The 23,728-nt window shown below is 54.8% G+C and carries 23 protein-coding genes and 1 riboswitch; of the genes, 10 read left to right on the top strand and 13 right to left on the bottom strand.

The genetic code is table 11. From position 1 onward, the window contains the following. Nucleotides 1-76 precede the first annotated feature (76 nt). A complete protein-coding gene (gene rpoC / locus SK32_RS23875) occupies nucleotides 77-4,300 on the top strand; it encodes a DNA-directed RNA polymerase subunit beta' (RefSeq protein WP_048214123.1) in 4,224 nt (1,407 codons plus the stop codon). Between the two features lie 115 nt (nucleotides 4,301-4,415). On the opposite strand, the gene SK32_RS23870 is transcribed toward rpoC, so the two are convergent. Together SK32_RS23870 and SK32_RS23865 are read right to left on the bottom strand one after the other, a co-directional pair. After that, nucleotides 4,416-4,733, bottom strand: a complete 318-nt coding sequence (locus SK32_RS23870; RefSeq protein WP_048214122.1) for a PTS lactose/cellobiose transporter subunit IIA — start codon at nucleotides 4,731-4,733, stop codon at nucleotides 4,416-4,418. Between the two features lie 4 nt (nucleotides 4,734-4,737). Continuing rightward, entirely contained in the window at nucleotides 4,738-5,043 is a 306-nt protein-coding gene (locus tag SK32_RS23865; protein ID WP_048214121.1) for a PTS sugar transporter subunit IIB, read from the bottom strand. Between the two features lie 1,092 nt (nucleotides 5,044-6,135). Here SK32_RS23865 and cspE point away from each other — a divergent pair. Continuing rightward, on the top strand, nucleotides 6,136-6,348 hold the full coding sequence (gene cspE / locus SK32_RS23860; protein WP_048214120.1) for a transcription antiterminator/RNA stability regulator CspE: 213 nt from the start codon (nucleotides 6,136-6,138) through the stop codon (nucleotides 6,346-6,348). 119 nt (nucleotides 6,349-6,467) lie between these two features. Here cspE and thiH read toward each other — a convergent pair whose 3' ends face one another. The 7 genes from thiH to SK32_RS23825 all read right to left on the bottom strand — a co-directional run bounded on the left by thiH (nucleotide 6,468) and on the right by SK32_RS23825 (nucleotide 12,580). Next, a complete protein-coding gene (gene thiH / locus SK32_RS23855) occupies nucleotides 6,468-7,601 on the bottom strand; it encodes a 2-iminoacetate synthase ThiH (protein ID WP_048214119.1) in 1,134 nt (377 codons plus the stop codon). Beyond that, nucleotides 7,598-8,368, bottom strand: a complete 771-nt coding sequence (thiG, locus tag SK32_RS23850; RefSeq protein ID WP_048214118.1) for a thiazole synthase — start codon at nucleotides 8,366-8,368, stop codon at nucleotides 7,598-7,600. Before thiG ends, thiH begins: the two co-directional genes overlap by 4 nt. 1 nt (nucleotide 8,369) lies before the next feature. After that, nucleotides 8,370-8,570 carry a sulfur carrier protein ThiS gene (thiS, locus tag SK32_RS23845; protein WP_048214117.1) on the bottom strand — a complete coding sequence of 67 codons (201 nt, stop codon included), beginning with the start codon at nucleotides 8,568-8,570 and terminating at the stop codon, nucleotides 8,370-8,372. Further along, nucleotides 8,551-9,309, bottom strand: coding sequence for a HesA/MoeB/ThiF family protein (locus tag SK32_RS23840; protein ID WP_048214116.1), 759 nt, complete (start codon nucleotides 9,307-9,309; stop codon nucleotides 8,551-8,553). The genes thiS and SK32_RS23840 overlap by 20 nt, the downstream gene beginning before the upstream one ends. Continuing rightward, nucleotides 9,302-9,937, bottom strand: coding sequence for a thiamine phosphate synthase (gene thiE / locus SK32_RS23835; protein WP_048214115.1), 636 nt, complete (start codon nucleotides 9,935-9,937; stop codon nucleotides 9,302-9,304). Before thiE ends, SK32_RS23840 begins: the two co-directional genes overlap by 8 nt. Beyond that, nucleotides 9,937-11,835, bottom strand: a complete 1,899-nt coding sequence (gene thiC, locus SK32_RS23830; protein WP_048214114.1) for a phosphomethylpyrimidine synthase ThiC — start codon at nucleotides 11,833-11,835, stop codon at nucleotides 9,937-9,939. The genes thiE and thiC overlap by 1 nt, the downstream gene beginning before the upstream one ends. Nucleotides 11,836-11,917: 82 nt before the next feature. Next, nucleotides 11,918-12,040, bottom strand: a riboswitch (TPP riboswitch). Between the two features lie 51 nt (nucleotides 12,041-12,091). After that, nucleotides 12,092-12,580: an Rsd/AlgQ family anti-sigma factor gene (locus SK32_RS23825; protein ID WP_005132871.1), complete on the bottom strand. Its 489-nt coding sequence runs from the start codon at nucleotides 12,578-12,580 to the stop codon at nucleotides 12,092-12,094. Between the two features lie 96 nt (nucleotides 12,581-12,676). Here SK32_RS23825 and nudC point away from each other — a divergent pair, with 96 nt between their 5' ends. The 6 genes from nudC (at nucleotide 12,677) to SK32_RS23795 (ending at nucleotide 17,042) form a co-directional block, all read left to right on the top strand. Continuing rightward, nucleotides 12,677-13,450 (top strand): NAD(+) diphosphatase, encoded by a 774-nt coding sequence (gene nudC / locus SK32_RS23820; protein WP_048214113.1) that lies wholly within the window; start codon nucleotides 12,677-12,679, stop codon nucleotides 13,448-13,450. A 50-nt stretch (nucleotides 13,451-13,500) separates the two neighbouring features. After that, nucleotides 13,501-14,565 (top strand): uroporphyrinogen decarboxylase, encoded by a 1,065-nt coding sequence (hemE, locus tag SK32_RS23815; RefSeq protein ID WP_048214112.1) that lies wholly within the window; start codon nucleotides 13,501-13,503, stop codon nucleotides 14,563-14,565. Between the two features lie 9 nt (nucleotides 14,566-14,574). Further along, nucleotides 14,575-15,255, top strand: coding sequence for a deoxyribonuclease V (gene nfi / locus SK32_RS23810; protein ID WP_048214111.1), 681 nt, complete (start codon nucleotides 14,575-14,577; stop codon nucleotides 15,253-15,255). Between the two features lie 33 nt (nucleotides 15,256-15,288). Further along, nucleotides 15,289-15,879, top strand: coding sequence for a YjaG family protein (locus tag SK32_RS23805; RefSeq protein WP_048214110.1), 591 nt, complete (start codon nucleotides 15,289-15,291; stop codon nucleotides 15,877-15,879). A gap of 186 nt (nucleotides 15,880-16,065) precedes the next feature. After that, nucleotides 16,066-16,338, top strand: a complete 273-nt coding sequence (hupA, locus tag SK32_RS23800; protein WP_001044509.1) for a nucleoid-associated protein HU-alpha — start codon at nucleotides 16,066-16,068, stop codon at nucleotides 16,336-16,338. A gap of 11 nt (nucleotides 16,339-16,349) precedes the next feature. Next, complete coding sequence (locus SK32_RS23795; RefSeq protein WP_048214127.1) at nucleotides 16,350-17,042, top strand: DUF1481 domain-containing protein; 693 nt, start codon at nucleotides 16,350-16,352, stop codon at nucleotides 17,040-17,042. A 26-nt stretch (nucleotides 17,043-17,068) separates the two neighbouring features. Here SK32_RS23795 and zraP read toward each other — a convergent pair whose 3' ends face one another. Beyond that, nucleotides 17,069-17,503 (bottom strand): zinc resistance sensor/chaperone ZraP, encoded by a 435-nt coding sequence (gene zraP, locus SK32_RS23790; protein ID WP_048214109.1) that lies wholly within the window; start codon nucleotides 17,501-17,503, stop codon nucleotides 17,069-17,071. An 18-nt stretch (nucleotides 17,504-17,521) separates the two neighbouring features. After that, nucleotides 17,522-17,710: a hypothetical protein gene (locus tag SK32_RS23785; protein WP_048214108.1), complete on the bottom strand. Its 189-nt coding sequence runs from the start codon at nucleotides 17,708-17,710 to the stop codon at nucleotides 17,522-17,524. 55 nt (nucleotides 17,711-17,765) lie between these two features. Here SK32_RS23785 and zraS point away from each other — a divergent pair, with 55 nt between their 5' ends. Both zraS and zraR read left to right on the top strand, forming a co-directional pair. Continuing rightward, nucleotides 17,766-19,151 carry a two-component system sensor histidine kinase ZraS gene (gene zraS / locus SK32_RS23780; protein WP_048214107.1) on the top strand — a complete coding sequence of 462 codons (1,386 nt, stop codon included), beginning with the start codon at nucleotides 17,766-17,768 and terminating at the stop codon, nucleotides 19,149-19,151. Between the two features lie 5 nt (nucleotides 19,152-19,156). Then, complete coding sequence (gene zraR / locus SK32_RS23775; RefSeq protein WP_048214106.1) at nucleotides 19,157-20,482, top strand: sigma-54-dependent response regulator transcription factor ZraR; 1,326 nt, start codon at nucleotides 19,157-19,159, stop codon at nucleotides 20,480-20,482. On the opposite strand, the gene purD is transcribed toward zraR, so the two are convergent. Then, the gene (purD, locus tag SK32_RS23770) at nucleotides 20,479-21,768 is read right to left on the bottom strand and encodes a phosphoribosylamine--glycine ligase (protein ID WP_048214105.1); all 1,290 of its coding nucleotides are present in this window, start codon (nucleotides 21,766-21,768) and stop codon (nucleotides 20,479-20,481) included. The genes zraR and purD overlap by 4 nt on opposite strands. Before the next feature lie 15 nt (nucleotides 21,769-21,783). Beyond that, on the bottom strand, nucleotides 21,784-23,373 hold the full coding sequence (purH, locus tag SK32_RS23765) for a bifunctional phosphoribosylaminoimidazolecarboxamide formyltransferase/IMP cyclohydrolase (RefSeq protein WP_048214104.1): 1,590 nt from the start codon (nucleotides 23,371-23,373) through the stop codon (nucleotides 21,784-21,786). Between the last annotated feature and the right edge of the window lie 355 nt (nucleotides 23,374-23,728).

Raw genomic sequence — 23,728 nt, 5'->3', positions numbered from 1 at the left:
CTCTCGATCAAACAGGTCACTGGTGCTGGCGTAACAGCCAGCGCCAGATTGTGCTAACTCCGACGGGAGCAAATCCGTGAAAGATTTATTAAAGTTTCTGAAAGCGCAGACTAAAACCGAAGAGTTTGATGCGATCAAAATTGCTCTGGCCTCGCCAGACATGATCCGTTCATGGTCTTTCGGTGAAGTTAAGAAGCCGGAAACCATCAACTACCGTACGTTCAAACCTGAACGTGACGGCCTTTTCTGCGCCCGTATCTTTGGGCCGGTAAAAGACTATGAGTGCCTGTGCGGTAAGTACAAGCGCCTGAAACACCGTGGTGTGATCTGTGAGAAGTGCGGCGTTGAAGTGACCCAGACCAAAGTACGCCGTGAGCGTATGGGCCACATCGAGCTGGCGTCTCCGACCGCTCACATCTGGTTCCTGAAATCTCTGCCGTCCCGTATCGGTTTGCTGCTCGATATGCCGCTGCGTGATATCGAACGTGTACTGTACTTCGAATCTTATGTGGTTATCGAAGGCGGTATGACTAATCTGGAACGTCAACAGATCCTGACTGAAGAGCAGTATCTGGACGCGCTGGAAGAGTTCGGTGACGAATTCGACGCGAAGATGGGTGCGGAAGCAATCCAGGCCCTGCTGAAGAGCATGGATCTGGAGCAAGAGTGTGAAACTCTGCGCGAAGAGCTGAACGAAACCAACTCCGAAACCAAGCGTAAGAAGCTGACCAAGCGTATCAAACTGCTGGAAGCCTTCGTACAGTCTGGCAACAAGCCAGAGTGGATGATCCTGACCGTTCTGCCGGTTCTGCCGCCAGATCTGCGTCCGCTGGTTCCGCTGGATGGTGGTCGTTTCGCAACGTCGGATCTGAACGATCTGTATCGTCGCGTTATCAACCGTAACAACCGTCTGAAGCGTCTGCTGGATCTGGCTGCGCCGGACATCATCGTACGCAACGAAAAACGTATGCTGCAGGAAGCGGTTGACGCCCTGCTGGATAACGGTCGTCGCGGTCGTGCGATCACCGGTTCTAACAAACGTCCTCTGAAATCTTTGGCTGACATGATCAAAGGTAAACAGGGTCGTTTCCGTCAGAACCTGCTCGGTAAGCGTGTTGACTACTCCGGTCGTTCTGTAATCACCGTAGGTCCATACCTGCGTCTGCATCAGTGCGGTCTGCCGAAGAAAATGGCACTGGAACTGTTCAAACCGTTCATTTACGGCAAGCTGGAACTGCGTGGCCTGGCCACCACCATCAAAGCCGCTAAGAAAATGGTTGAGCGTGAAGAAGCTGTCGTTTGGGATATCCTGGACGAAGTTATCCGCGAACACCCGGTACTGCTGAACCGTGCACCAACACTGCACCGTCTGGGTATCCAGGCATTTGAACCGGTACTGATCGAAGGTAAAGCTATCCAGCTGCACCCGCTGGTTTGTGCGGCATATAACGCCGACTTCGATGGTGACCAGATGGCTGTTCACGTACCGCTGACGCTGGAAGCCCAGCTCGAAGCGCGTGCGCTGATGATGTCTACTAACAACATCCTGTCACCTGCGAACGGCGAGCCAATCATCGTTCCTTCTCAGGACGTTGTATTGGGTCTGTACTACATGACCCGTGACTGTGTTAACGCCAAAGGCGAAGGCATGGTGCTGACTGGCCCGAAAGAAGCTGAGCGTATCTATCGCGCAGGTCTGGCCTCTCTGCATGCGCGCGTTAAAGTGCGTATCACTGAATATGAAAAAGATGAAAACGGCGAATTCGTTGCGCACACCAGCCTGAAAGACACGACCGTTGGTCGCGCCATTCTGTGGATGATCGTACCGAAAGGTCTGCCTTTCTCCATCGTCAACCAGGCGCTGGGCAAGAAAGCTATCTCCAAAATGCTGAACACCTGTTACCGCATTCTGGGCCTGAAGCCGACCGTTATCTTCGCTGACCAGACAATGTACACCGGCTTTGCTTATGCAGCGCGTTCAGGTGCATCTGTTGGTATTGATGACATGGTCATCCCAGAGAAGAAACACGAGATCATCTCTGAAGCGGAAGCTGAAGTTGCTGAGATCCAGGAGCAGTTCCAGTCTGGTCTGGTAACCGCGGGCGAACGCTATAACAAAGTTATCGATATCTGGGCTGCGGCGAACGATCGTGTATCCAAAGCGATGATGGATAACCTGCAAACCGAAACCGTTATTAACCGTGACGGCGTAGAAGAGCAGCAGGTTTCCTTCAACAGCATCTACATGATGGCCGACTCCGGTGCGCGTGGTTCTGCAGCACAGATTCGTCAGCTGGCCGGTATGCGTGGTCTGATGGCGAAGCCAGATGGCTCCATCATCGAAACGCCAATCACCGCGAACTTCCGTGAAGGTCTGAACGTACTCCAGTACTTCATCTCTACTCACGGTGCGCGTAAAGGTCTGGCGGATACCGCACTGAAAACAGCGAACTCCGGTTATCTGACTCGTCGTCTGGTCGACGTTGCGCAGGACCTGGTTGTTACTGAAGACGATTGCGGCACTCTGGAAGGCATCACCATGACCCCGGTTATCGAGGGTGGTGACGTTAAAGAGCCGCTGCGCGATCGCGTTCTGGGTCGTGTAACTGCTGAAGACGTTCTGAAGCCGGGTACGGCGGATATTCTGGTTCCACGCAACACGCTGCTGCACGAACAGTGGTGTGATCTGCTGGAAGAGAACTCCGTTGACTCCGTCAAAGTACGTTCCGTCGTATCTTGTGACACCGACTTTGGTGTATGTGCGCACTGCTACGGTCGTGACCTGGCGCGTGGCCACATCATCAACAAAGGTGAAGCAATCGGCGTTATCGCGGCACAGTCCATCGGTGAACCGGGTACACAGCTGACGATGCGTACGTTCCACATCGGTGGTGCGGCATCTCGTGCGGCTGCTGAATCCAGCATCCAGGTGAAAAACAAAGGTAGCATCCGTCTGAGCAATGCGAAGTCGGTTGTGAACTCCAGCGGCAAACTGGTTATCACCTCACGTAACACCGAGCTGAAACTGATCGACGAATTCGGCCGTACCAAAGAAAGCTATAAAGTGCCTTACGGCTCCGTTATGGCGAAAGGTGATGGCGAACAGGTTGCTGGCGGCGAAACCGTAGCAAACTGGGATCCGCACACCATGCCGGTTATCACCGAAGTGAGTGGTTTCGTCCGCTTCACTGACATGATCGACGGCCAGACCATTACTCGTCAGACCGATGAGCTGACCGGTCTGTCTTCTCTGGTGGTTCTGGATTCCGCAGAGCGTACTGCGGGTGGTAAAGACCTGCGTCCGGCACTGAAAATTGTTGATGCTCAGGGCAACGACGTTCTGATCCCAGGCACCGATATGCCTGCTCAGTACTTCCTGCCGGGTAAAGCGATTGTTCAGCTGGAAGATGGCGTACAGATCAGCTCTGGTGACACCCTGGCGCGTGTTCCGCAGGAATCCGGCGGTACCAAGGATATCACCGGTGGTCTGCCGCGCGTTGCGGACCTGTTCGAAGCACGTCGTCCGAAAGAGCCGGCAATCCTGGCTGAAATCAGCGGCATCATTTCCTTCGGTAAAGAAACCAAAGGTAAACGTCGTCTGGTTATCACCCCGGTAGACGGTAGCGAACCGTACGAAGAGATGATTCCGAAATGGCGTCAGCTCAACGTGTTCGAAGGTGAACGTGTAGAACGTGGTGACGTGGTTTCCGACGGTCCGGAAGCGCCGCACGACATCCTGCGTCTGCGTGGTGTGCATGCTGTAACTCGTTACATCGTTAACGAAGTTCAGGACGTATACCGTCTGCAGGGCGTTAAGATTAACGATAAACACATCGAAGTTATCGTTCGTCAGATGCTGCGTAAAGCCACCATCGAAAGCGCTGGTAGCTCCGACTTCCTGGAAGGCGAGCAGGTTGAATACTCCCGCGTCAAGATCGCTAACCGCGAGCTGGAAGCGAACGGCAAAGTGGGTGCAACGTTCTCCCGCGATCTGCTGGGTATCACCAAAGCGTCTCTGGCAACCGAGTCCTTCATCTCTGCAGCATCGTTCCAGGAAACCACGCGTGTCCTGACCGAAGCCGCTGTTGCAGGTAAACGTGATGAACTGCGCGGTCTGAAAGAGAACGTAATCGTGGGTCGTCTGATCCCGGCAGGTACCGGTTACGCGTACCACCAGGATCGTATGCGCCGTCGCGCAGCGGGCGAACTGCCAACTGCTCCGCAGGTGACTGCTGAAGATGCGTCTGCCAGCCTGGCAGAACTGCTGAACGCAGGCCTGGGCGGTTCTGACAACGATTAATCGTTGCTGACCATAATAAAAAACCCGCTTCGGCGGGTTTTTTTATGTCTGTGTTATGTCTGATGGCGCTGTGCTTATCAGGCCTACGAGGCGACGAAGCTATCCGGCAATGTCATTAATTTACCGGCGGTAAGCGCCGATAAAGTTCAATCATGTCGCCCGCCAGATCCTGAATCACCATCGCGTTCATCAGATGGTCCTGCGAATGGACGGTGATGAGATTGACCGGTAGCTTGCCGGTACCTTCGTCGATACTGATAAGTTGGGTCTGGATTTTATGCGCTTGTTTAACGTACTCGCGTGATTCCGTCATCGCTTGTTCTGCACCGGGGAAATCCCCTTTACGCGCCAGTTGTAGCGCTGTCAGGGCCTGGCTGCGGGCAGCACCCGCATTAACGAGTAATTCCATGATGATTGTTTCTAACTCTTCCATGCCATTACTCCAGCAGTTTCAGCGCTTTATCCAGTACGGCATCACCTTTCATCATGCCGTAATCCATCATATCGATCACCGCGACCTTTTTACCTAACGGGTCAGCAAGCGCCTGCAGCTTGGCCTGCTCATACTTAACCTGTGGACCGAGTAAAACAATATCTGCAGTGGCAATATTCTCTGCAAACTCAGCCACCGGGACCGCTTTGATAGTGACGTCGACGCCTTTTTTCTGGGCGGCATCTTTCATCCTTTGCACCAGCATGCTGGTGGACATTCCGGCGGCACAGCATAAAACGATGTTTTTCATAAGCAGTCTCGATCAACATGTGTGGGTTGATAATTATCGCGAGCCAGCTATAGCAACAACTGCTTTGCAACGATTGTGTGCAAGGCATCACAAAGAAAATCACTTTTTCTGAAACCGGTTACAAAAAGAGGCAAAACCCGATGATCTGCACCAGGGCCGGCGGCTTTTTACTCGTTTATCACATGCGGGAATATATAATTACTGTCAATAAAGACATGTTATAAAAAACAGTATTGACAGCGTTTTTTAAACCCGTATGTTAATACTTAACAGCGGAGAAATTGTAGTTTGCTGTTAACGTAGTAAGTGTTAGTAGAGCTCGATTGGGGTTTGCGATAAAGGCCACGAAGTATTTTTTGTATGGGATAGTCGATGCTGAAAACGCTATTTTTTCACTTCGACAATGCTTTCAGGTCACGTAGTTGATATATCTAATCGCAAAAAATCAGTAAAACGCGACGATGTAACGCCATGATTTAATAGTAATTATTCGTGATTTCTGCTTTTTTGGTTATCACGAGGGAAATAAGGCAACGCATCAAAGAGTATATGTCGCGAGGGGAAGTGTACTTGTTTAGGTCACCAGCCTTGAGTTCTATTATCAAGCGGGTGGAATGTGTTTAACGGTAAATAGAGGAAAGCTTTAGTTAGTATCAATATCCAATATTATCTGTAGTAAACGTGTACATTTTAAAGTAGTACCATCAGCAGTATTAAATCGTTAAGTTTATTAATGTTAAATTTGAAGTGTGTAGTAACGTAAAGCCCTGACTGCAATAGTCGGGGCTTTTGTTCATTGTAGATCAAGCTGTTATCCAGGATGCTTAGCCGCGTTGGTTCAATATTGCATCACTCAGTGGGTATTAAAAAAATTAATGCTTGCTTAATGATTAGAAGTAGGTCTACTATAGCGGCATCGGTTTGGAACACAGACCTTATGCAAGCAGTTTTAGTAAAGCAGTTCTCAGTTCAAGCGTTATCCTCAGATACTCTTCTTCATGAGCCTCCTCCCTAAGTGCCCCATAAGTTAATTTCTGCAAAACAGGCCATCTTCGCTGCATAAGCGGCTCAAAAACATGAAAGGAAGTATCTATGTCTAACAAAATGACTGGTTTAGTAAAATGGTTTAACCCTGAGAAAGGCTTTGGCTTTATCACCCCTCAGGACGGTAGCAAGGATGTGTTTGTGCATTTCTCCGCTATCCAGAGCAACGATTTTAAAACCTTAGACGAAGGTCAAAAAGTGGAGTTCTCTGTTGAGAACGGCGCTAAAGGTCCGTCTGCTGTTAACGTTATCGCGCTGTAATCGCCGATAATTTCACGAACACTTACGATAGCGATGAAGGCCAGAGCCTGAGCAGTTAAGTGCCAGTGAAGAAAAAACCCGCGAAAGCGGGTTTTTTTGTTTATGCGATAGCGTTGGACTTAGGGCATCTGGGCGGCGCGTCCCAGATAGCTGTCCCAGTCTTTCCACACGGGCTGTAATCCCTGCGCCATGAGTGCTTCAGCAACGGCTTCCGGGCGACGATCGTCGTGCGGGGAGAACTGTTCCAGTTCGGGGTGGTTATCGGCATAACCGCCGGGCTGGGTTTTAGAGAAGGCGCTGACGTTGTTGATCGCCAACGGGATCACATGGTCACGAAACCATGGCGACTCGCGGGTGGAGAGCGACAGCTCAATGTCCGGCGACAGCAAGCGAAATGCACAAATGGTTTGCACCAACTGGCGTTCATCCATGATGGACGCGGGCTCAACGCCTCCGGTACATGGACGCAGGCGCGGGAAGGAGATGGAGTAGCGACTCTGCCAGTAATGCTGCTGCATCCACAGCAGATGTTCAGCTACCATATAGCAGTCAACCCGCCAGCTGTCGGACAAACCAATCAACGCGCCAAGACCGATTTTGTCGATCCCTGCGCGGCCCAGCCGGTCCGGCGTTTCCAGTCGCCAGAAGAAATCCTGCTTTTTCCCCTTCAGATGGTGGCGGGCGTAAATCGCCTCATGATAGCTCTCCTGATATACCATCACGCCATCCAGCCCCAGCGTCTTCAGCTCCGCATATTCAGCCTCTGACAGCGGCTGTACTTCCATCTGTAAAGAGGCAAACTGGCGGCGAATGGCAGGCAAATGGCGACGAAAGTAATCCATCCCCACTTTGGCCTGATGTTCACCGGTGACCAGTAGCAGATGCTCAAAGCCCAGCTCGCGGATAGCCGCACACTCACGTTGTATCTCATCTTCGTCCAGCGTTTTGCGTTTGATACGGTTGCTCATCGAAAAACCGCAGTAGGTGCAGTCGTTGGCACAAAGGTTTGAGAGATAAAGCGGCACGTAAAAGCTCACGGTGTTACCGAAGCGCTGGCGAGTCAGCCTTTGCGCCCGTTGCGCAATCGGCTCCAGATAATCGGCGGCGGCAGGTGAGAGCAGCGCCATCAAATCATCGCGGCCCAGTTGTGAAGCGTTGAGGGCGCGTTCCACGTCAGCGGCGGTTTTCCCGTTGATGCGCAGACGGATGTCGTCCCAGTCAAGCTGTCGCCATCGGTCGGTGAAGGTTTTCATGCGAAAGCCTCCAGGAATCCGGTTAACGGGCTGGTGGCCTGCGCGAGCGAACTTTTGCTGCCGGGGACGGCCTGGCGTGCCAAAAGGCCCGCTTCAACTGCCAGACGGAAAGCGGTGGCCATCATCACCGGATCATCCGCTACGGCAATCGCCGTGTTGACCAGCACCGCGTCAGCGCCCATTTCCAGCGCCTGCGCTGCGTGGCTGGGCACGCCGATACCCGCATCGACCACCACCGGTACGGTCGCCTGCTGGATAATAATCTCCAGCATCGCTTTGGTTTCCAGCCCCTGGTTGGAGCCGATAGGCGCGCCGAGCGGCATCACCGCCGCGCAGCCGATCTCTTCCAGCCGCTTGCACAGTACCGGATCCGCGCCGCAGTAGGGCAGCACCACAAAGCCCTGTTTCACCAGCGCTTCGGCGGCTTTTAGCGTTTCGATGGGATCGGGCAATAGCCAGCGGGCATCCGGGTGGATTTCTAATTTCAGCCAGTTTGTGCCCAACGCTTCACGCGCCAGTTGGGCGGCGAAAATCGCCTCTTCAGCGGTTTTCGCTCCGGAGGTGTTAGGCAGCAGCGTCACGCCCGCGTCGATAAGCGGGGCCAGAATAGCATCGTTATGCTGGCGCAAATCCACGCGCTTCATCGCCAGCGTCACCAGCTGGCTGCCGGAGGCGCGAAGCGCCTCGACCATCAGCTGCGATGAGGCAAATTTTCCGGTACCGGTGAACAGATGTGAATCAAACGTTTTGTCGGCAATACGTAACATATCAACCCCCTGCAATAACCTGAAAAAGCAGGATCTGGTCGCCTTCCTGCACGATGTGCTGCTGCCACTGCTCGCGCGGCAGGATCTGCTGATTGAGCGCCAGCGCCGCGCCCGGTTTGAGCTGATTAAGCTCGGTGAGCAGCCCGCTGACGGTTTGTCCCTCGGCGCACTGCATCGGCTCATCATTGAACTGAATCTGCATGTTGCCCTCCGCATACCGGGCAGCCATTGGCCCGACGCAGCGCAAGGCTGCGCCATTGGCTGGTTTTACCGTCAAACAGGCGTAACTCGCCGCTGGGCGTCGCAATGCCGCTAAGCAGCTTGATGGCTTCCAGCGCCTGCAAGGTGCCCATCACGCCGACAACCGGGCCGACGATACCGGCGGTACGGCAGTTGCGTTCAGGTTCGACATCATCCGGCCACAGGCAGCGGTAACAACCTTGCTCCCACGGTGGCGTGAGCACCATCAACTGGCCGCCGAAACCGACGGCGCTGGCGGTAACCAAAGGTGTATTCAGCGACACGCAGGCGGCGTTAATTTCCTGACGCGTGGCCATGTTGTCGGTACAGTCGAGCACCACGTCGGCCCGCTCGACAGCGTGCCGGAGCGCATCGCCCGTCAGCCGCTGCTCAAGGACGACCAGCTCGCTGTCCGGGTTAAGACGCGCCAGATGGCGTTCCGCCGCCAGCGCTTTCGGGCGAGCAATGTCGTCGGTGGTGAACAATATTTGCCGTTGCAGATTGCTCAGATGAACGTCGTCATCGTCTGCCAGCGTCAGCGTGCCGACGCCCGCTCCCGCCAGATACAGCGCGGCAGGCGAGCCTAATCCGCCCAGACCGACAATCAGCACATGGCTGTCGAGTAGCTTTTGTTGGCCCTCAATCGCGATATCGCCGAGCAGGATCTGCCGGCTGTAGCGCATAAAGTCGCGGTCATTCATCGCCGACTCCCGCTATGTCGAGCAGCTGCGCCGTGGCTGCCTGCCAGTCGGCCGCCTGGGTAATGGCGCTGACCACGGCAATGCTGCCGACGCCGGTCGCCAGCACCGACGGGGCGCGCTCAAGGCTGATGCCGCCAATCGCCACGGTCGGGTAATCTGCCAGTCGTTCAATATGACCTGCCAGCTGAGTCAGCCCCTGCGGGGCGGAAGGCATCTGCTTGGTTTGCGTGGGGAAGACGTGGCCGAGCGCGATATAAGAAGGCTTAGCGGCGAGCGCGACGTCGATCTCCATATCATCGTGGGTGGAAACCCCCAGGCGTAAGCCCGCCGCCTGAATGGCCTTCAGGTCGGTGGTTTCGAGATCTTCCTGGCCCAGATGCACGCCGTAGGCGTTGTGCTTAATCGCCAGCCGCCAATAGTCGTTAATAAACAGGCGGGCGTCATAGCGACGCCCCAGCGCGATGGCGGCGATAACGTCGGCTTCCACCTCTTCATCGCGTTTATCTTTGATACGCAACTGGATCGTGCGCACGCCCGCTGCCAGCAGGCGTTCAATCCATTGCACGCTGTCCACCACCGGGTAAAGCCCGAGGCGGAACGGCACGGTCGGGAAATCAGGCTGGTACATTATGCCTCCTCTTTTTTGAGGTAGATTTCACCGCCTTTGGCGCGGAAGTTCTCCGACATATCTGCCATTCCCACTTCAATAGTCTGCGCGGCGGCGTAGTCGCGTACTTCCTGGCTGATTTTCATCGAGCAGAACTTCGGCCCGCACATGGAGCAGAAGTGGGCGACCTTGCCGGACTCTTGCGGCAGGGTTTCATCGTGATAGGTGCGGGCGGTGAACGGGTCGAGCGCGAGGTTAAACTGGTCTTCCCAGCGGAATTCGAAGCGCGCTTTCGACATCGCGTTGTCGCGGATCTGCGCACCCGGGTGCCCCTTCGCCAGGTCGGCGGCATGAGCGGCAATTTTGTAGGTAATCAGCCCTTGCTTCACGTCTTCTTTGTTCGGCAAGCCGAGGTGCTCTTTTGGCGTGACGTAGCACAGCATCGCGCAGCCAAACCAGCCGATCATCGCCGCGCCAATGCCGGAGGTGAAGTGGTCATAGCCCGGCGCGATATCTGTCGTCAACGGCCCTAAGGTGTAGAACGGTGCTTCGTGGCAGCTCTCCAGCTCTTCGGTCATGTTGCGTTGGATCATATGCATCGGCACATGTCCTGGACCTTCAATCATCACCTGCACATCGTATTCCCAGGCGATTTTGGTCAGCTCGCCCAGCGTATGCAGTTCGGAGAACTGCGCTTCGTCGTTGGCATCCTGAATCGAACCCGGGCGAAGGCCGTCGCCGAGAGAGAGCGAGACGTCGTAGGCGGCGCAGATTTCACAAATTTCGCGGAAATGTTCAAACAGGAAGTTTTCTTTGTGATGAGAAAGGCACCATTTCGCCATGATCGAACCGCCGCGCGAGACAATTCCGGTCAGGCGTTTAGCGGTCATCGGCACGTAGCGCAGCAGTACGCCGGCATGGATGGTGAAGTAGTCCACGCCCTGTTCGGCCTGTTCCAGCAACGTATCGCGGAACGCTTCCCAGGTGAGATCTTCGGCGATCCCATTGACCTTCTCCAGCGCCTGGTAGATCGGTACGGTGCCGATCGGCACCGGGCTGTTACGCAGGATCCACTCGCGGGTTTCGTGAATATAGCGACCGGTGGAGAGGTCCATCACCGTATCTGCGCCCCAGCGGGTCGACCACACCAGTTTTTCGACCTCTTCTTCGATAGAGGAAGTGACCGCCGAGTTACCGATGTTGGCATTCACCTTCACCAGGAAGTTGCGGCCGATGATCATCGGCTCGGATTCCGGGTGGTTGATGTTGGCAGGAATAATCGCCCGGCCCGCAGCGACTTCATCACGCACGAATTCCGGGGTGATATTTTCCGGCAGACGAGCGCCAAAGTTCATCCCCGGATGCTGGTGGCGCAGCACTTCACTACGAATACGCTCGCGGCCCATATTTTCACGGATGGCGATAAACTCCATCTCTGGCGTGACGATCCCCTGACGGGCGTAGTGCAACTGGGTCACGCGCTTACCGGCTTTGGCGCGCTTTGGCGTCAGCAGGCCGCTGAAACGGAGCTCGTCCAGGCCATCGTCGGCCAGGCGCTCTTTGGTGTAAGCGGAGCTGCGGTCGTCTAATTCTTCGCTGTCGTTACGCGCCGCAATCCACGGCTGGCGCAGTTTCGCCAGGCCCTGCTGGACGTTAATCTCCACGTCAGGATCGCCATACGGCCCGGAGGTGTCGTACACCGGCACGGCTTCGTTGTCTTCAAATTGCGGATTGTCTTTGCTGCCGCCAATTAGCGTCGGGCTCAGCTGGATTTCGCGCATCGGGATGCGGATATCCGGCTGCGAACCGGTAATATAAATGCGTTTTGAGTTAGGGAAGGCGGTCCCTTCCAGGGTATCGATAAAGTGTTGGGCTTGCGCGCGCTGTTCGCGGCGTGATGGTTTAGTAGTGGCAGACATAGCTCATTCCAAAAAAGTAAGGACGTGGCTTGTCAGACGACGGATGAAGCAAGAGAGAGACGATCGCCCAAAGACGAACGGTTGTAGATTGACTCTTGTTCCCTTCGCAGGTCTTAACCTGATCAGGTTCCGCGGATCCCGAATTAACGGTCTCAGCCTTTTCCACTCATACTGTTGTGGAAAATAAGCACTCCGACAAGAAGTAACCTCTATCTTAGAGGTAATGAATGTAAACTACGCGTTAATGCGACAAATCTCAAGCAGGACGTTTGAGAGTGCCACTCTCGTGCATCGCATCAAATACCAGCATGATCAGCTTATCTTCGAGCACGAACCGGGCTTCCAGCGCCTCGCCGATATCTGATAAAGCCTGTTGAAACTCAAGGAAGTTATCATGATCAATGGCGGTCTCCAGACTGGTATCATAGTAGTCCATGATCAATTGTGTGTTGGCTTCCAGCAGCGGCCATATTTTTGTGGCTTTTAAAAGCTGCCCGTTCCCTTCCAATTTATGGAGAATACGTTCATAAATACTGAAGTGTCCGGTGGAGAGGTAATCGACCAGGCTCTGACAAAAATCATCCAGCGCTTTTTCATTGAGCCGCATGTACGATTCTTTGCCAGGCTTAATGCCAACCAGATTGTAGTAAGCCACGAGCAGGTGCTTACGTACATGTAGCCAGCGATCAACCAGTTTATTACTTCCTCCGACGTGCTCCGTCAGGCTTTCCAGCTGGTTTAGCATGATTGACTCCGCAAGATGGTGTTTAGGAACTGCTCACCCGTAAATGTAAAAATAATGTAAACAACATGCCTGTGAAGCAAAGGTTGCGCAAGAGATATGGATCGTATAATTGAAAAATTAGATAGCGGCTGGTGGATTGTCAGTCATGAGCAAAAGTTATGGTTGCCTCATGGCGAGCTGCCTCACGGCGACGCGGCACGTTTTGATTTGATCGGGCAGCGCGCACTTTCTATCGGCGAATGGGAAGGGGAGACGGTCTGGCTGGTGCAGCAGCAACGTCGCCACGATATGGGGTCGGTACGCCAGGTCATTGACCAGGATGTTGGCCTGTTTCAACTGGCCGGACGCGGCGTACAGCTGGCCGAGTTTTACCGCTCGCATAAATTCTGCGGCTACTGTGGGCACACGATGCACCCGAGTAAAACGGAATGGGCGATGCTGTGCAGCCACTGCCGGGAACGCTACTACCCGCAAATTGCCCCCTGTATTATCGTCGCCATTCGCCGTGACGACGCTATCCTGCTCGCCCAACATGTTCGCCATCGCAACGGCGTGCATACCGTGCTGGCGGGTTTTGTCGAAGTGGGCGAGACCCTTGAGCAGGCGGTGGCGCGTGAAGTCATGGAAGAGAGCGGCATTAAGGTGAAAAACCTGCGCTATGTCACTTCTCAGCCGTGGCCGTTCCCACAGTCTTTGATGACCGCATTTATGGCAGAGTATGATAGCGGCGAGATTGTTATCGACCCGAAAGAACTGCTGGAAGCGAACTGGTATCGCTACGATGATTTACCGCTGCTTCCCCCGCCAGGCACCGTCGCGCGGCGATTGATTGAAGACACTGTGGCGATGTGTCGGGCTGAGTACGAGTAAAGAACGAGTGATGATACACTGATGGACTGACGCAATAAGGAACTGCAAAAATGACCGAACTGAAGAACGATCGTTATCTGCGTGCGCTGCTGCGCCAGCCCGTTGATGTCACTCCGGTATGGATGATGCGCCAGGCGGGCCGCTATCTACCGGAATATAAAGCCACGCGCGCCGAGGCGGGCGATTTTATGGCGCTGTGCAAAAATGCCGAGCTGGCCTGCGAAGTTACGCTGCAGCCGCTGCGTCGTTATAAGCTTGATGCCGCGATCCTCTTCTCGGATATCCTGACGATTCCCGATGCGATGGGGCTTGGGCTGTATTTTGAAGCAGGAGAAGGTCCACGCTTCACCTCCCCGATTACCAACAAGGCTGACGTCGACAAACTGCCGATCCCGGACCCGGAAGATGGGCTTGGATACGTGATGAATGCGGTGCGCACGATTCGCCGTGAACTGAAAGGCGAAGTGCCGCTGATCGGCTTCTCCGGTAGCCCGTGGACGCTGGCAACCTACATGGTTGAAGGCGGCAGCAGCAAAGCCTTCACCGTGATTAAAAAGATGATGTATGCCGACCCTAAAGCGCTGCATCTGCTGCTGGATAAGCTGGCGAAGAGCGTCACGCTGTACCTGAACGCGCAGATCAAAGCGGGCGCGCAGTCGGTGATGATTTTCGATACCTGGGGCGGTGTGCTGACCGGTCGCGACTATCAGCAGTTCTCCCTGTACTACATGCACAAAATCGTCGATGGCCTGCTGCGCGAGAACGACGGTCATCGTGTACCGGTGACCCTGTTTACCAAAGGCGGCGGTCAGTGGCTGGAAGCGATGGCGGAAACCGGCTGTGATGCGTTAGGTCTCGACTGGACCACTGACATTGCCGATGCGCGTCGTCGTGTAGGTCATAAAGTGGCGCTGCAGGGCAATATGGATCCATCCATGCTGTATGCGCCGCCAGCCCGCATCGAAGAAGAGGTGGCGACAATTCTGGCCGGATTCGGTCAGGGCGAAGGGCATGTCTTTAACTTGGGCCACGGCATTCATCAGGACGTCCCGCCAGAACATGCGGGTGTCTTTGTGGAGGCGGTACATCGGTTGTCCGAACAGTACCACCGCTAAGGAGTCATTATGGATCTCGCGTCATTACGCGCGCAGCAGCTTGAACTGGCCTCTTCAGTGATCCGCGAGGATCGTCTGAAGAACGATCCGCCTGATCTGATCGGCGGGGCGGACGTTGGGTTTGAGCAGGGTGGCGAAGTGACGCGAGCCGCGATGGTCTTACTGAAGTATCCCACGCTTGAACTGGTTGAATACAAGGTGGCGCGTATTGCCACCACCATGCCCTACATTCCCGGTTTTCTCTCCTTTCGTGAAACCCCCGCGCTGATGGCCGCCTGGCAATTGCTCTCGCACAAGCCAGATCTGCTGTTTGTTGACGGGCACGGCATTTCGCACCCGCGTCGCCTGGGCGTAGCCAGTCATTTTGGTCTGCTGGTGGATGTCCCGACGATTGGCGTGGCGAAAAAACGGTTGTGCGGCAAGTTTGAGCCGCTCGCTGCCGAACCCGGCGCGTTAGCACCATTGCTGGATAAAGGCGAACAGCTGGCGTGGGTCTGGCGCAGCAAAGCGCGCTGTAACCCGTTGTTTATCTCTACGGGTCACCGCGTGAGTATGGACAGCGCACTGGCGTGGGTACAACGCTGTATGAACGGCTATCGTCTGCCGGAACCAACGCGCTGGGCAGATGCGGTGGCATCCGAACGCCCGGCTTTTACGCGGCTTGCAGCAAAAGCGCCCCATATCGGGTAAACTGCGGCTAATTTCCGTATTTGAGAACTCATCATGTTACAAAATCCGATTCACCTGCGTCTGGAGAAGCTGGAAAGCTGGCAGCACGTCACGTTTATGGCCTGTCTGTGCGAACGCATGTACCCGAATTACGCCATGTTCTGCAAGCAAACTGAATTTGGCGATGGACAGATTTACCGCCGAATTCTGGATCTGATTTGGGAAGCGCTGACGGTTAAAGACGCGAAAATCAATTTCGACAGCCAGCTGGAAAAGTTTGAAGAGGCCATTCCTTCTGCAGACGATTACGATCTGTACGGCGTTTATCCGGCGATTGATGCCTGTGTGGCATTAAGCGAACTGATGCATTCACGTCTTAGCGGTGAAACGCTGGAACACGCTATTGAAGTCAGTAAGGCTTCAATTACCACAGTAGCGATGCTGGAAATGACGCGAGCTGGTCGCGAAATGACCGATGAAGAGCTCAAAGAGAACCCTGCCGTTGAGCAAGAATGGGATATTCAGTGGGAAATTTTCCGACTTTTAGCCGATTGTGAAGAACGCGATATTGAGCTGATAAAAGGGCTGCGTGCAGACCTGCGCGAGGCTGGCGAGAGCAATATTGGTATAAATTTTCAGCAATGACACCACAAAACGTGATTTAACGCCTGATTTGTCGTGCCTGAAGGCTTCCCATCCGCCCCCGGTCTGGTCTACATTTGGGGGGCGAAAAAAAGTGGCTATCGGTGCGTGTATGCAGGAGAGTGCTTTTCTGGCATTTCCGTCGCACTCGATGCTTAGCAAGCGATAAACACATTGTAAGGATAACTTATGAACAAGACTCAACTGATTGATGTAATTGCAGACAAAGCAGAACTGTCTAAAACACAGGCTAAAGCTGCTCTGGAATCCACTCTGGCTGCTATTACTGAGTCTCTGAAAGAAGGCGATGCTGTACAACTGGTTGGTTTCGGTACCTTCAAAGTGAACCACCGTGCTGAGCGCACTGGCCGCAACCCGCAGACCGGTAAAGAAATCAAAATCGCCGCAGCTAACGTACCGGCATTTGTTTCTGGTAAAGCACTGAAAGACGCGGTTAAGTAATTCGCGTGGCAGTGAACAGTTTTAACGAAGGGGCGGTTTCGCCCCTTTTGTCCATCTGGCGTCATACGCTCTGGCTTTCAGGTGTGCTGTTGCTGTCGGCCTGTAGTCGTCATTCCGAGCTTCCTCCGTTCACGGCCAGCGGTTATGTTGGCGAGCAGGGGGCGGTACGCGTCTGGCGTAAAGATTCCAGTGACGATGTTCACTTGCTCTCGGTATTGAGTCCGTGGCGTAACGGCGATACCACCACCAGTGAATACCGCTGGCAGGGAGATACGCTCTCTCTGATAGAACTCAATGTTTACAGTAAACCGCCGGAACATATTCGTATCCGCTTCGATGACCGCGGCGAACTGAGTTTCATGCAACGTGAAGTCGCCGGGCAAAAGCAGCAGCTTTCCAGCGATCAAATTGCGTTGTACCGCTATCGTGCCGATCAAATCCGCAAGACCAGCGATGCGCTGCGTCAGGGACGGGTGATATTGCGTCAGGGACGTTGGCATGCGGATAACACGGTCACAACCTGTGAAGGTGAAACGCTGAAGCCAGACCTGGAGTCGTGGGCGATAAACCATATCGAGCGCCGCCAGAAACATTCATCCGTAGAGGTGAGTGTGGCATGGCTGGAAGCGCCCGAAGGGTCGCAGCTACTGCTAGTCGCCAATGAAGATTTTTGTCACTGGCAGCCTACAGCCAAAAACTTCTGATAATCTGCCATCAGGCACTAAGTTCTTTACCAGTGCCCCATTCCCATATGGCCGCCGCCGCGATGGTTACCGCATCCGCCGTAGCCCATTCCCGCGCCACGTGGCACGCCAGCCTGCGCCATTGCGACATCGCGTTTAACGCGCTGCTCGTCCAGAGACTGATTCAACGCTTCCATCTCTTTTGCCACGGCATTAATTTTTGCCGTGTCCGGCGAGCTGGCCGTTAATAGTGCATTGTACTCATAACGTTTGGATGTCAGCTGTTGGCGCAACGCGCTGGTCTGGGAGTAGTAATCATCATAGATTTTCTGTGCGGCAGCCTGCTGCTCAGCGGTCATTGGGGTACCGCCCCGTTGCTGCATTCCATCACCATATCCCCAGCGATTCTGCGCCAGTACCGGGGTGGAGCCCAGTGCGATAAGAGAAAGTGCAATCAGTGCCAGTTTGTTGTTCCGTTTCATCGTTCGTTCTCCTGTTGGTTAGCTTACATTCTCTTTTGCATCTTCCGTGCCAAAGCGGCAATCCCAGTCCTGCGGGCGTTGTGCGCGTCGTCTTTGCAGGAAAACGGGTAAAAATGACTCGCCAGAACGCGCCAGCGGGTCATTTTTACCCGGTACTTTCAGCGGTTTGTGTCTGAGGGCAGGGTTATCAGGGGGAAAAAATGGCATGATTTCTGCTGTATACCTGAAGCGAAGAAAGGAAACGGTGGGAAAGGGAGTGCGTATGCGTCTGTATAAAGACACGGCGGCAAAGTGGTTGAGCCGACTCTTGCTGGCGGCAATCCTGATTTTGGTTGGCTGGTTTTCGGTTATGACCATTCGGGACTATGGGCGGGAAAGCGGTGCTGCACGGCAAACGCTACTGGAAAAAGGCAGCGTACTCATTCGCGCTCTGGAGTCTGGTACGCGCGTAGGTATGGGTATGCGCATGCATCATGCCCAGCAGCAGACGCTGCTGGAACAAATGGCCGTACAGCCGGGCGTATTATGGTTTGCCGTTGTGGATGAGCATGGCGTCATTATGACTCACAGCAATTCCGCGATGGTCGGGAAAACGCTCTATTCACCGGATGTCCTGCGACAGCTTAGTCCTGGGGAGCAAGAAAGCTGGCGAAATATTGACATTCAAGTGAGGGACGGTGAAAACACGCCGGCTCTGGAAATTTATCGCCAGTTTCAGCCGACGTATGGTCCAGGACGTCATGGCATGGCGAGTTGCGCCAGTAATGACGGGCGGCTTAACATCCCTGCACAAACCATTTTTATCGCCTTTGATGCCAGCGATCTGGCGGCGACCCAGACAAGAGAGTGGCGTAACACACTGATAGTCCTCTGTGCGCTGGCGGCTGTACTACTGGCAACTGTACTTACGTTTTTCTGGTATCAGCGCTATCAGCGTTCGTACAAGGAATTGCAGGATGCGATGAAGCGGAAAGAAAAACTGTTAGCGCTCGGGCATCTTGCGGCTGGAGTGGCGCATGAAATTCGTAACCCGCTTTCATCGATCAAAGGTCTGGCGAAGTATTTTGCCGAACGAACCCCGGCAGGAGGCGAGTCGCATGAGCTGGCACAGGTGATGGCGAAAGAGGCGGATCGTTTAAATCGGGTGGTGAGCGAGTTGCTGGAGCTGGTGAAGCCAGCGCATCTGACGCTGCAACAGGTGGATCTCAACGAGGTCATCACCCACTCATTGCATCTGGTAAGCCAGGATGCTCAAAGTCGGGAGATTCAATTACGGTTTACGATAAATCCTGCACTACCAACCATTCAGGCCGATCCTGACCGGCTAACGCAGGTCCTGCTGAATCTGTATCTGAACGCCATTCATGCGATTGGCCACCAGGGCACGATTACGGTTGAAGCGAGTGAATGCAGCGCTGAGCGCGTTAAAATTGTGGTTACCGATAGCGGGAAGGGAATTGCAGCGGAACAGCTGGAGGCCATTTTTACGCCTTACTTTACAACCAAAGCTGACGGAACCGGCCTCGGGCTGGCGGTAGTGCAGAACATTATCGAACAGCATGGTGGCACCATTCAGGTGGCAAGCGTTGAGGGCAAAGGTGCGACCTTTACTCTTTGGCTGCCGACCAAAGCGAAACAACAGGATTAACAAGGATGACGCGCGGAAAAATCAATATTCTGGTAGTAGATGACGATATCAGCCACTGCACTATTTTACAGGCGCTGCTGCGCGGCTGGGGTTATGAGGTCGCGCTGGCCTATAGCGGGCGAGCGGCGCTGGAACAGGTGCGCGAACGCGTATTTGATTTAGTGCTGTGTGATGTACGCATGGCGGAGATGGACGGCATCGCAACGCTGAAAGAGATTAAAGCGCTGAATCCGGCGATTCCGGTCTTGATCATGACGGCGTTCTCCAGCGTAGAGACCGCCGTTGAGGCGCTTAAAACCGGGGCGCTGGACTATTTAATCAAGCCGCTGGATTTTGACCGTCTGCAGGAGACGCTGGAAAAGGCGCTGGCGCATACGCGGGAAATGGGCGCCGAACTGCCATCGGCGTCGGCGGTACAGTTTGGCATGATTGGCAGCAGTCCGGCGATGCAGAAGTTGCTTAATGAAATCGCGATGGTTGCGCCCTCAGATGCGACAGTGCTCATTCACGGAGACTCCGGCACGGGGAAAGAGTTGGTGGCCCGGGCGCTGCATGCCAGCAGCGCCCGTCGCGATAAGCCGCTGGTGACGCTCAACTGCGCGGCGCTTAATGAATCGCTGCTGGAGTCCGAGCTGTTTGGTCACGAGAAAGGGGCGTTTACCGGGGCGGATAAACGCCGGGAAGGGCGCTTTGTGGAAGCCGATGGTGGCACGTTATTTCTTGATGAAATTGGCGATATCTCACCGCTGATGCAGGTGCGTTTGCTGCGGGCTATCCAGGAGCGAGAAGTACAGCGGGTTGGCAGCAACCAGACTATTGCGGTTGATGTCCGGCTGATCGCCGCCACGCATCGAGATCTGGCGGAGGAAGTCAGTGCCGGGCGCTTTCGCCAGGATCTCTACTATCGCCTGAACGTCGTCACCATCGAAATGCCAGCATTGCGCCAGCGCCGGGAAGATATTCCGCTGTTAGCCGAACATTTTCTCCAGCGTTTTGCCGCGCGTAACCGTAAAGCGGTGAAAGGCTTTACGCCGCAGGCGATGGATCTGCTGATCCACTATGACTGGCCGGGCAATATTCGTGAGTTGGAAAATGCGATTGAGCGCTCGGTGGTGCTGCTGACGGGGGAATATATTTCCGAACGTGAACTGCCGATGGCGATTGCCGCGACGCCGATAAAAACGGAATTCAGTGGCGAGATCCAACCGCTGGTGGATGTCGAAAAGGAGGTGATTCTGGCGGCGCTTGAAAAAACGGGCGGCAATAAAACGGAAGCCGCCCGTCAGTTAGGCATTACGCGTAAAACGCTGCTGGCGAAAATTTCGCGTTAGCGTTGCTCGCGTTCAATGGCGCGCCAGCCGATGTCGTTACGGCTGAAGCTGCCATCCCAGCGGATGTCGGTCATCAGGGCGTAAGCGCGTTTCTGCGCTTCAGCCACGGTGTTGCCCAGGGCGGTGGCGCACAGCACGCGACCGCCGTTGGTCAGCACGCGATCGTCAGCAGACAGTTTGGTGCCCGCGTGGAACACTTTACCGTCAGCGACGTCTTCCAGCGGCAGACCGTGGATCTCATCGCCGGTATTGTAATTACCCGGATAACCTCCGGCGGCAATGACCACACCCAGCGAGGCGCGTTCGTCCCACTCGGAGGTTTTCTCATCCAGCTTGCCGTCACAGGCGGCGAGGCACAGCTCCACCAGATCGGATTTCATGCGCAGCATGATTGGCTGGGTTTCCGGATCGCCGAAGCGGCAGTTAAACTCGATAACCTTTGGGTTGCCCTGCTTGTCGATCATCAGACCCGCATAAAGGAAACCGGTGTAGGTGTTACCTTCCGCCGCCATGCCTTTCACGGTTGGCCAGATGATGCGTTCCATGGTGCGCTGGTGGACTTCGTCAGTCACTACCGGCGCCGGTGAGTAAGCACCCATCCCGCCGGTGTTCGGGCCGGTATCGCCGTTGCCCACGCGCTTGTGGTCCTGGCTGGTGGCCATCGGCAGCACGTGCTCGCCATCGACCATCACAATAAAGCTCGCTTCTTCGCCGTCGAGGAACTCTTCAATCACGATACGGTGGCCCGCGTCGCCAAACGCGTTACCGGCCAGCATGTCATGAACCGCGGCTTCGGCTTCCTCCAGCGTCATCGCCACGATAACGCCTTTCCCGGCAGCCAGACCGTCGGCTTTGATAACGATCGGCGCGCCTTTCTCGCGCAGGTAAGCCAGCGCAGGTTCGATTTCGGTGAAGTTCTGGTACTCCGCCGTGGGGATCTGATGGCGCGCAAGGAAATCTTTGGTGAAGGCTTTGGAGCCTTCCAACTGCGCGGCACCTTCCGTTGGGCCGAAGATTTTCAGACCGGCGGCGCGGAACGCATCGACCACGCCAATCACCAGCGGCGCTTCCGGACCAACGATGGTCAGATCGATCTTCTCGTTCTGGGCAAAGGCCAGCAGCGCTGGGATATCGGTTACGCCGATGGCCACGTTTTGCAGCGTGGGTTCCAGCGCGGTGCCTGCGTTACCCGGGGCGACAAATACCGTTTCGACTTTTGGCGACTGTGCCGCTTTCCACGCCAGGGCGTGCTCGCGCCCGCCGTTGCCAATCACTAATACTTTCATCGTCTGCTCCGTGGATTAATGGCGGAAGTGGCGCATGTCGGTAAATACCATCGCAATGCCGTGTTCATTGGCGGCGGCAATCACTTCGTCATCGCGGATAGAGCCACCCGGCTGGATAACGCAGGTCACACCGGCGGCAGCGGCGGCGTCAATCCCGTCGCGGAACGGGAAGAAAGCGTCGGAAGCCATAGAGGAACCTTTCACTTCCAGGCCTTCGTCGGCGGCTTTAATCCCGGCGATTTTGGCGGAGTAAACGCGGCTCATCTGGCCTGCGCCAATACCGATGGTCATATTGCCTTTGGCATAAACGATGGCGTTGGATTTAACGAACTTGGCGACCTTCCAGCAGAACAGCGCATCACGCAGCTCTTGCCCGGTCGGCTGGCGCTTGGTCACCACGCGCAGTTCACCTTCGCTCACCATACCGAGGTCACGATCCTGAACCAGCAGGCCGCCGTTAACGCGTTTGAAGTCCAGACCCGGCACACGCTGTGCCCACTGGCCGCAGGTCAGAACACGAACGTTCTGTTTGGCAGCGGTGATCTTCAGTGCGTCTTCGGTAGCCGATGGGGCGATGATCACTTCCACGAACTGGCGGGAGATGATCGCCTGCGCGGTTTCGGCATCCAGCTCGCGGTTAAAGGCGATGATGCCGCCGAATGCGGAGGTCGGGTCGGTTTTGTAAGCACGATCGTAAGCGTCAAGAATAGAGGTACTTACTGCTACACCACACGGGTTCGCGTGCTTAACGATCACACAAGCCGGTTCGCTGAACTCTTTCACGCACTCCAGTGCCGCATCGGTATCAGCGATGTTGTTGTAGGAAAGCGCTTTACCCTGAACCTGCTGCGCGGTGGCAACGGACGCTTCTTTAACATTCTCTTCTATATAGAAGGCAGCCTGCTGATGGCTGTTCTCGCCGTAGCGCATATCCTGCTTCTTAATAAAGTTCAGGTTCAGCGTACGCGGGAAGCGACCGGCGGCTTCTTTGCTTTCACCGTGGTAGGCCGGAACCATGCTGCCGAAGTAGTTGGCGATCATGCTGTCGTAAGCGGCAGTGTGTTCGAAGGCTTTAATCGCGAGATCGAAACGGGTGTCGAGGGTCAGAGAACCGTCGTTGGCATCCATCTCTTTAATAATGGCGTCGTAGTCGCTGCTCTTCACAACGATAGCTACATCTTTATGGTTCTTGGCAGCGGAGCGCACCATGGTCGGGCCGCCGATATCAATGTTCTCTACGGCATCTTCCAGAGAACATCCTTCGCGGGCGACGGTCTCGGCGAACGGATACAGGTTAACGACAACCATATCGATAGGAGCAATGTGGTGTTGTTCCATAATGGCATCATCCTGGCCGCGACGACCGAGGATGCCGCCGTGGACCTTCGGATGCAGGGTCTTCACGCGTCCATCCATCATTTCCGGGAAGCCGGTGTAATCGGAAACTTCGGTCACTGGCAGACCTTTCTCCGCTAACAGGCGCGCAGTGCCACCTGTAGACAGCAGCTCCACACCACGTGCGGAAAGTGCCTGGGCGAATTCGATGATACCGGCCTTGTCAGAAACACTGAGCAGAGCGCGGCGGACTGGACGACGTTGTTGCATGGTAAATCCCCTGGATTTGACTATTACAGAGAGCGTTAGGTGAATTCTTGGCTAAAAACTCAGCGAACGCCCCTTACGGGGCATCCTTGTTGTGCGGTGGCATTGTAACGAAAACGTTTGCGCAACGCTCGCGAATTTTTAATTTTCGATTTTGCCCCTCGTTTCGAGCGCTGAAGATCGTACATATACAGAAAGGATCGCAGAAGTAATGGGTGAGTTTGTGGATAACTCTGTGCGTAAATAGGTATAAGGCGGGGTTTTGCTGGGGATTGCAGCAGTCAGTCATTTTTCTGTCATTTAAGGGTTGCGGGTTGAGGGAAACTCCCTATAATGCGCCTCCATCGACACGGCGGAT

Source organism: Citrobacter sp. MGH100, from assembly GCF_001034465.1.
GTDB classification, from domain to species: Bacteria; Pseudomonadota; Gammaproteobacteria; order Enterobacterales; family Enterobacteriaceae; genus Citrobacter; species Citrobacter youngae.
Note: the sequence above shows the minus strand (reverse complement) of the source record. Positions and strands in the feature narration are given on the sequence as shown.

Bases quoted from the DNA above. Each gene is read 5' to 3' on its own strand.
- SK32_RS23870 (WP_048214122.1), bottom strand. From the start codon at position 4,733: ATGGAAGAGTTAGAAACAATCATCATGGAATTACTCGTTAATGCGGGT.
- SK32_RS23865 (WP_048214121.1), bottom strand. From the start codon at position 5,043: ATGAAAAACATCGTTTTATGCTGTGCCGCCGGAATGTCCACCAGCATG.
- cspE (WP_048214120.1), top strand. From the start codon at position 6,136: ATGTCTAACAAAATGACTGGTTTAGTAAAATGGTTTAACCCTGAGAAA.
- thiH (WP_048214119.1), bottom strand. From the start codon at position 7,601: ATGAAAACCTTCACCGACCGATGGCGACAGCTTGACTGGGACGACATC.
- thiG (WP_048214118.1), bottom strand. From the start codon at position 8,368: ATGTTACGTATTGCCGACAAAACGTTTGATTCACATCTGTTCACCGGT.
- thiS (WP_048214117.1), bottom strand. From the start codon at position 8,570: ATGCAGATTCAGTTCAATGATGAGCCGATGCAGTGCGCCGAGGGACAA.
- SK32_RS23840 (WP_048214116.1), bottom strand. From the start codon at position 9,309: ATGAATGACCGCGACTTTATGCGCTACAGCCGGCAGATCCTGCTCGGC.
- thiE (WP_048214115.1), bottom strand. From the start codon at position 9,937: ATGTACCAGCCTGATTTCCCGACCGTGCCGTTCCGCCTCGGGCTTTAC.
- thiC (WP_048214114.1), bottom strand. From the start codon at position 11,835: ATGTCTGCCACTACTAAACCATCACGCCGCGAACAGCGCGCGCAAGCC.
- SK32_RS23825 (WP_005132871.1), bottom strand. From the start codon at position 12,580: ATGCTAAACCAGCTGGAAAGCCTGACGGAGCACGTCGGAGGAAGTAAT.
- nudC (WP_048214113.1), top strand. From the start codon at position 12,677: ATGGATCGTATAATTGAAAAATTAGATAGCGGCTGGTGGATTGTCAGT.
- hemE (WP_048214112.1), top strand. From the start codon at position 13,501: ATGACCGAACTGAAGAACGATCGTTATCTGCGTGCGCTGCTGCGCCAG.
- nfi (WP_048214111.1), top strand. From the start codon at position 14,575: ATGGATCTCGCGTCATTACGCGCGCAGCAGCTTGAACTGGCCTCTTCA.
- SK32_RS23805 (WP_048214110.1), top strand. From the start codon at position 15,289: ATGTTACAAAATCCGATTCACCTGCGTCTGGAGAAGCTGGAAAGCTGG.
- hupA (WP_001044509.1), top strand. From the start codon at position 16,066: ATGAACAAGACTCAACTGATTGATGTAATTGCAGACAAAGCAGAACTG.
- zraP (WP_048214109.1), bottom strand. From the start codon at position 17,503: ATGAAACGGAACAACAAACTGGCACTGATTGCACTTTCTCTTATCGCA.
- SK32_RS23785 (WP_048214108.1), bottom strand. From the start codon at position 17,710: ATGCCATTTTTTCCCCCTGATAACCCTGCCCTCAGACACAAACCGCTG.
- zraS (WP_048214107.1), top strand. From the start codon at position 17,766: ATGCGTCTGTATAAAGACACGGCGGCAAAGTGGTTGAGCCGACTCTTG.
- zraR (WP_048214106.1), top strand. From the start codon at position 19,157: ATGACGCGCGGAAAAATCAATATTCTGGTAGTAGATGACGATATCAGC.
- purD (WP_048214105.1), bottom strand. From the start codon at position 21,768: ATGAAAGTATTAGTGATTGGCAACGGCGGGCGCGAGCACGCCCTGGCG.
- purH (WP_048214104.1), bottom strand. From the start codon at position 23,373: ATGCAACAACGTCGTCCAGTCCGCCGCGCTCTGCTCAGTGTTTCTGAC.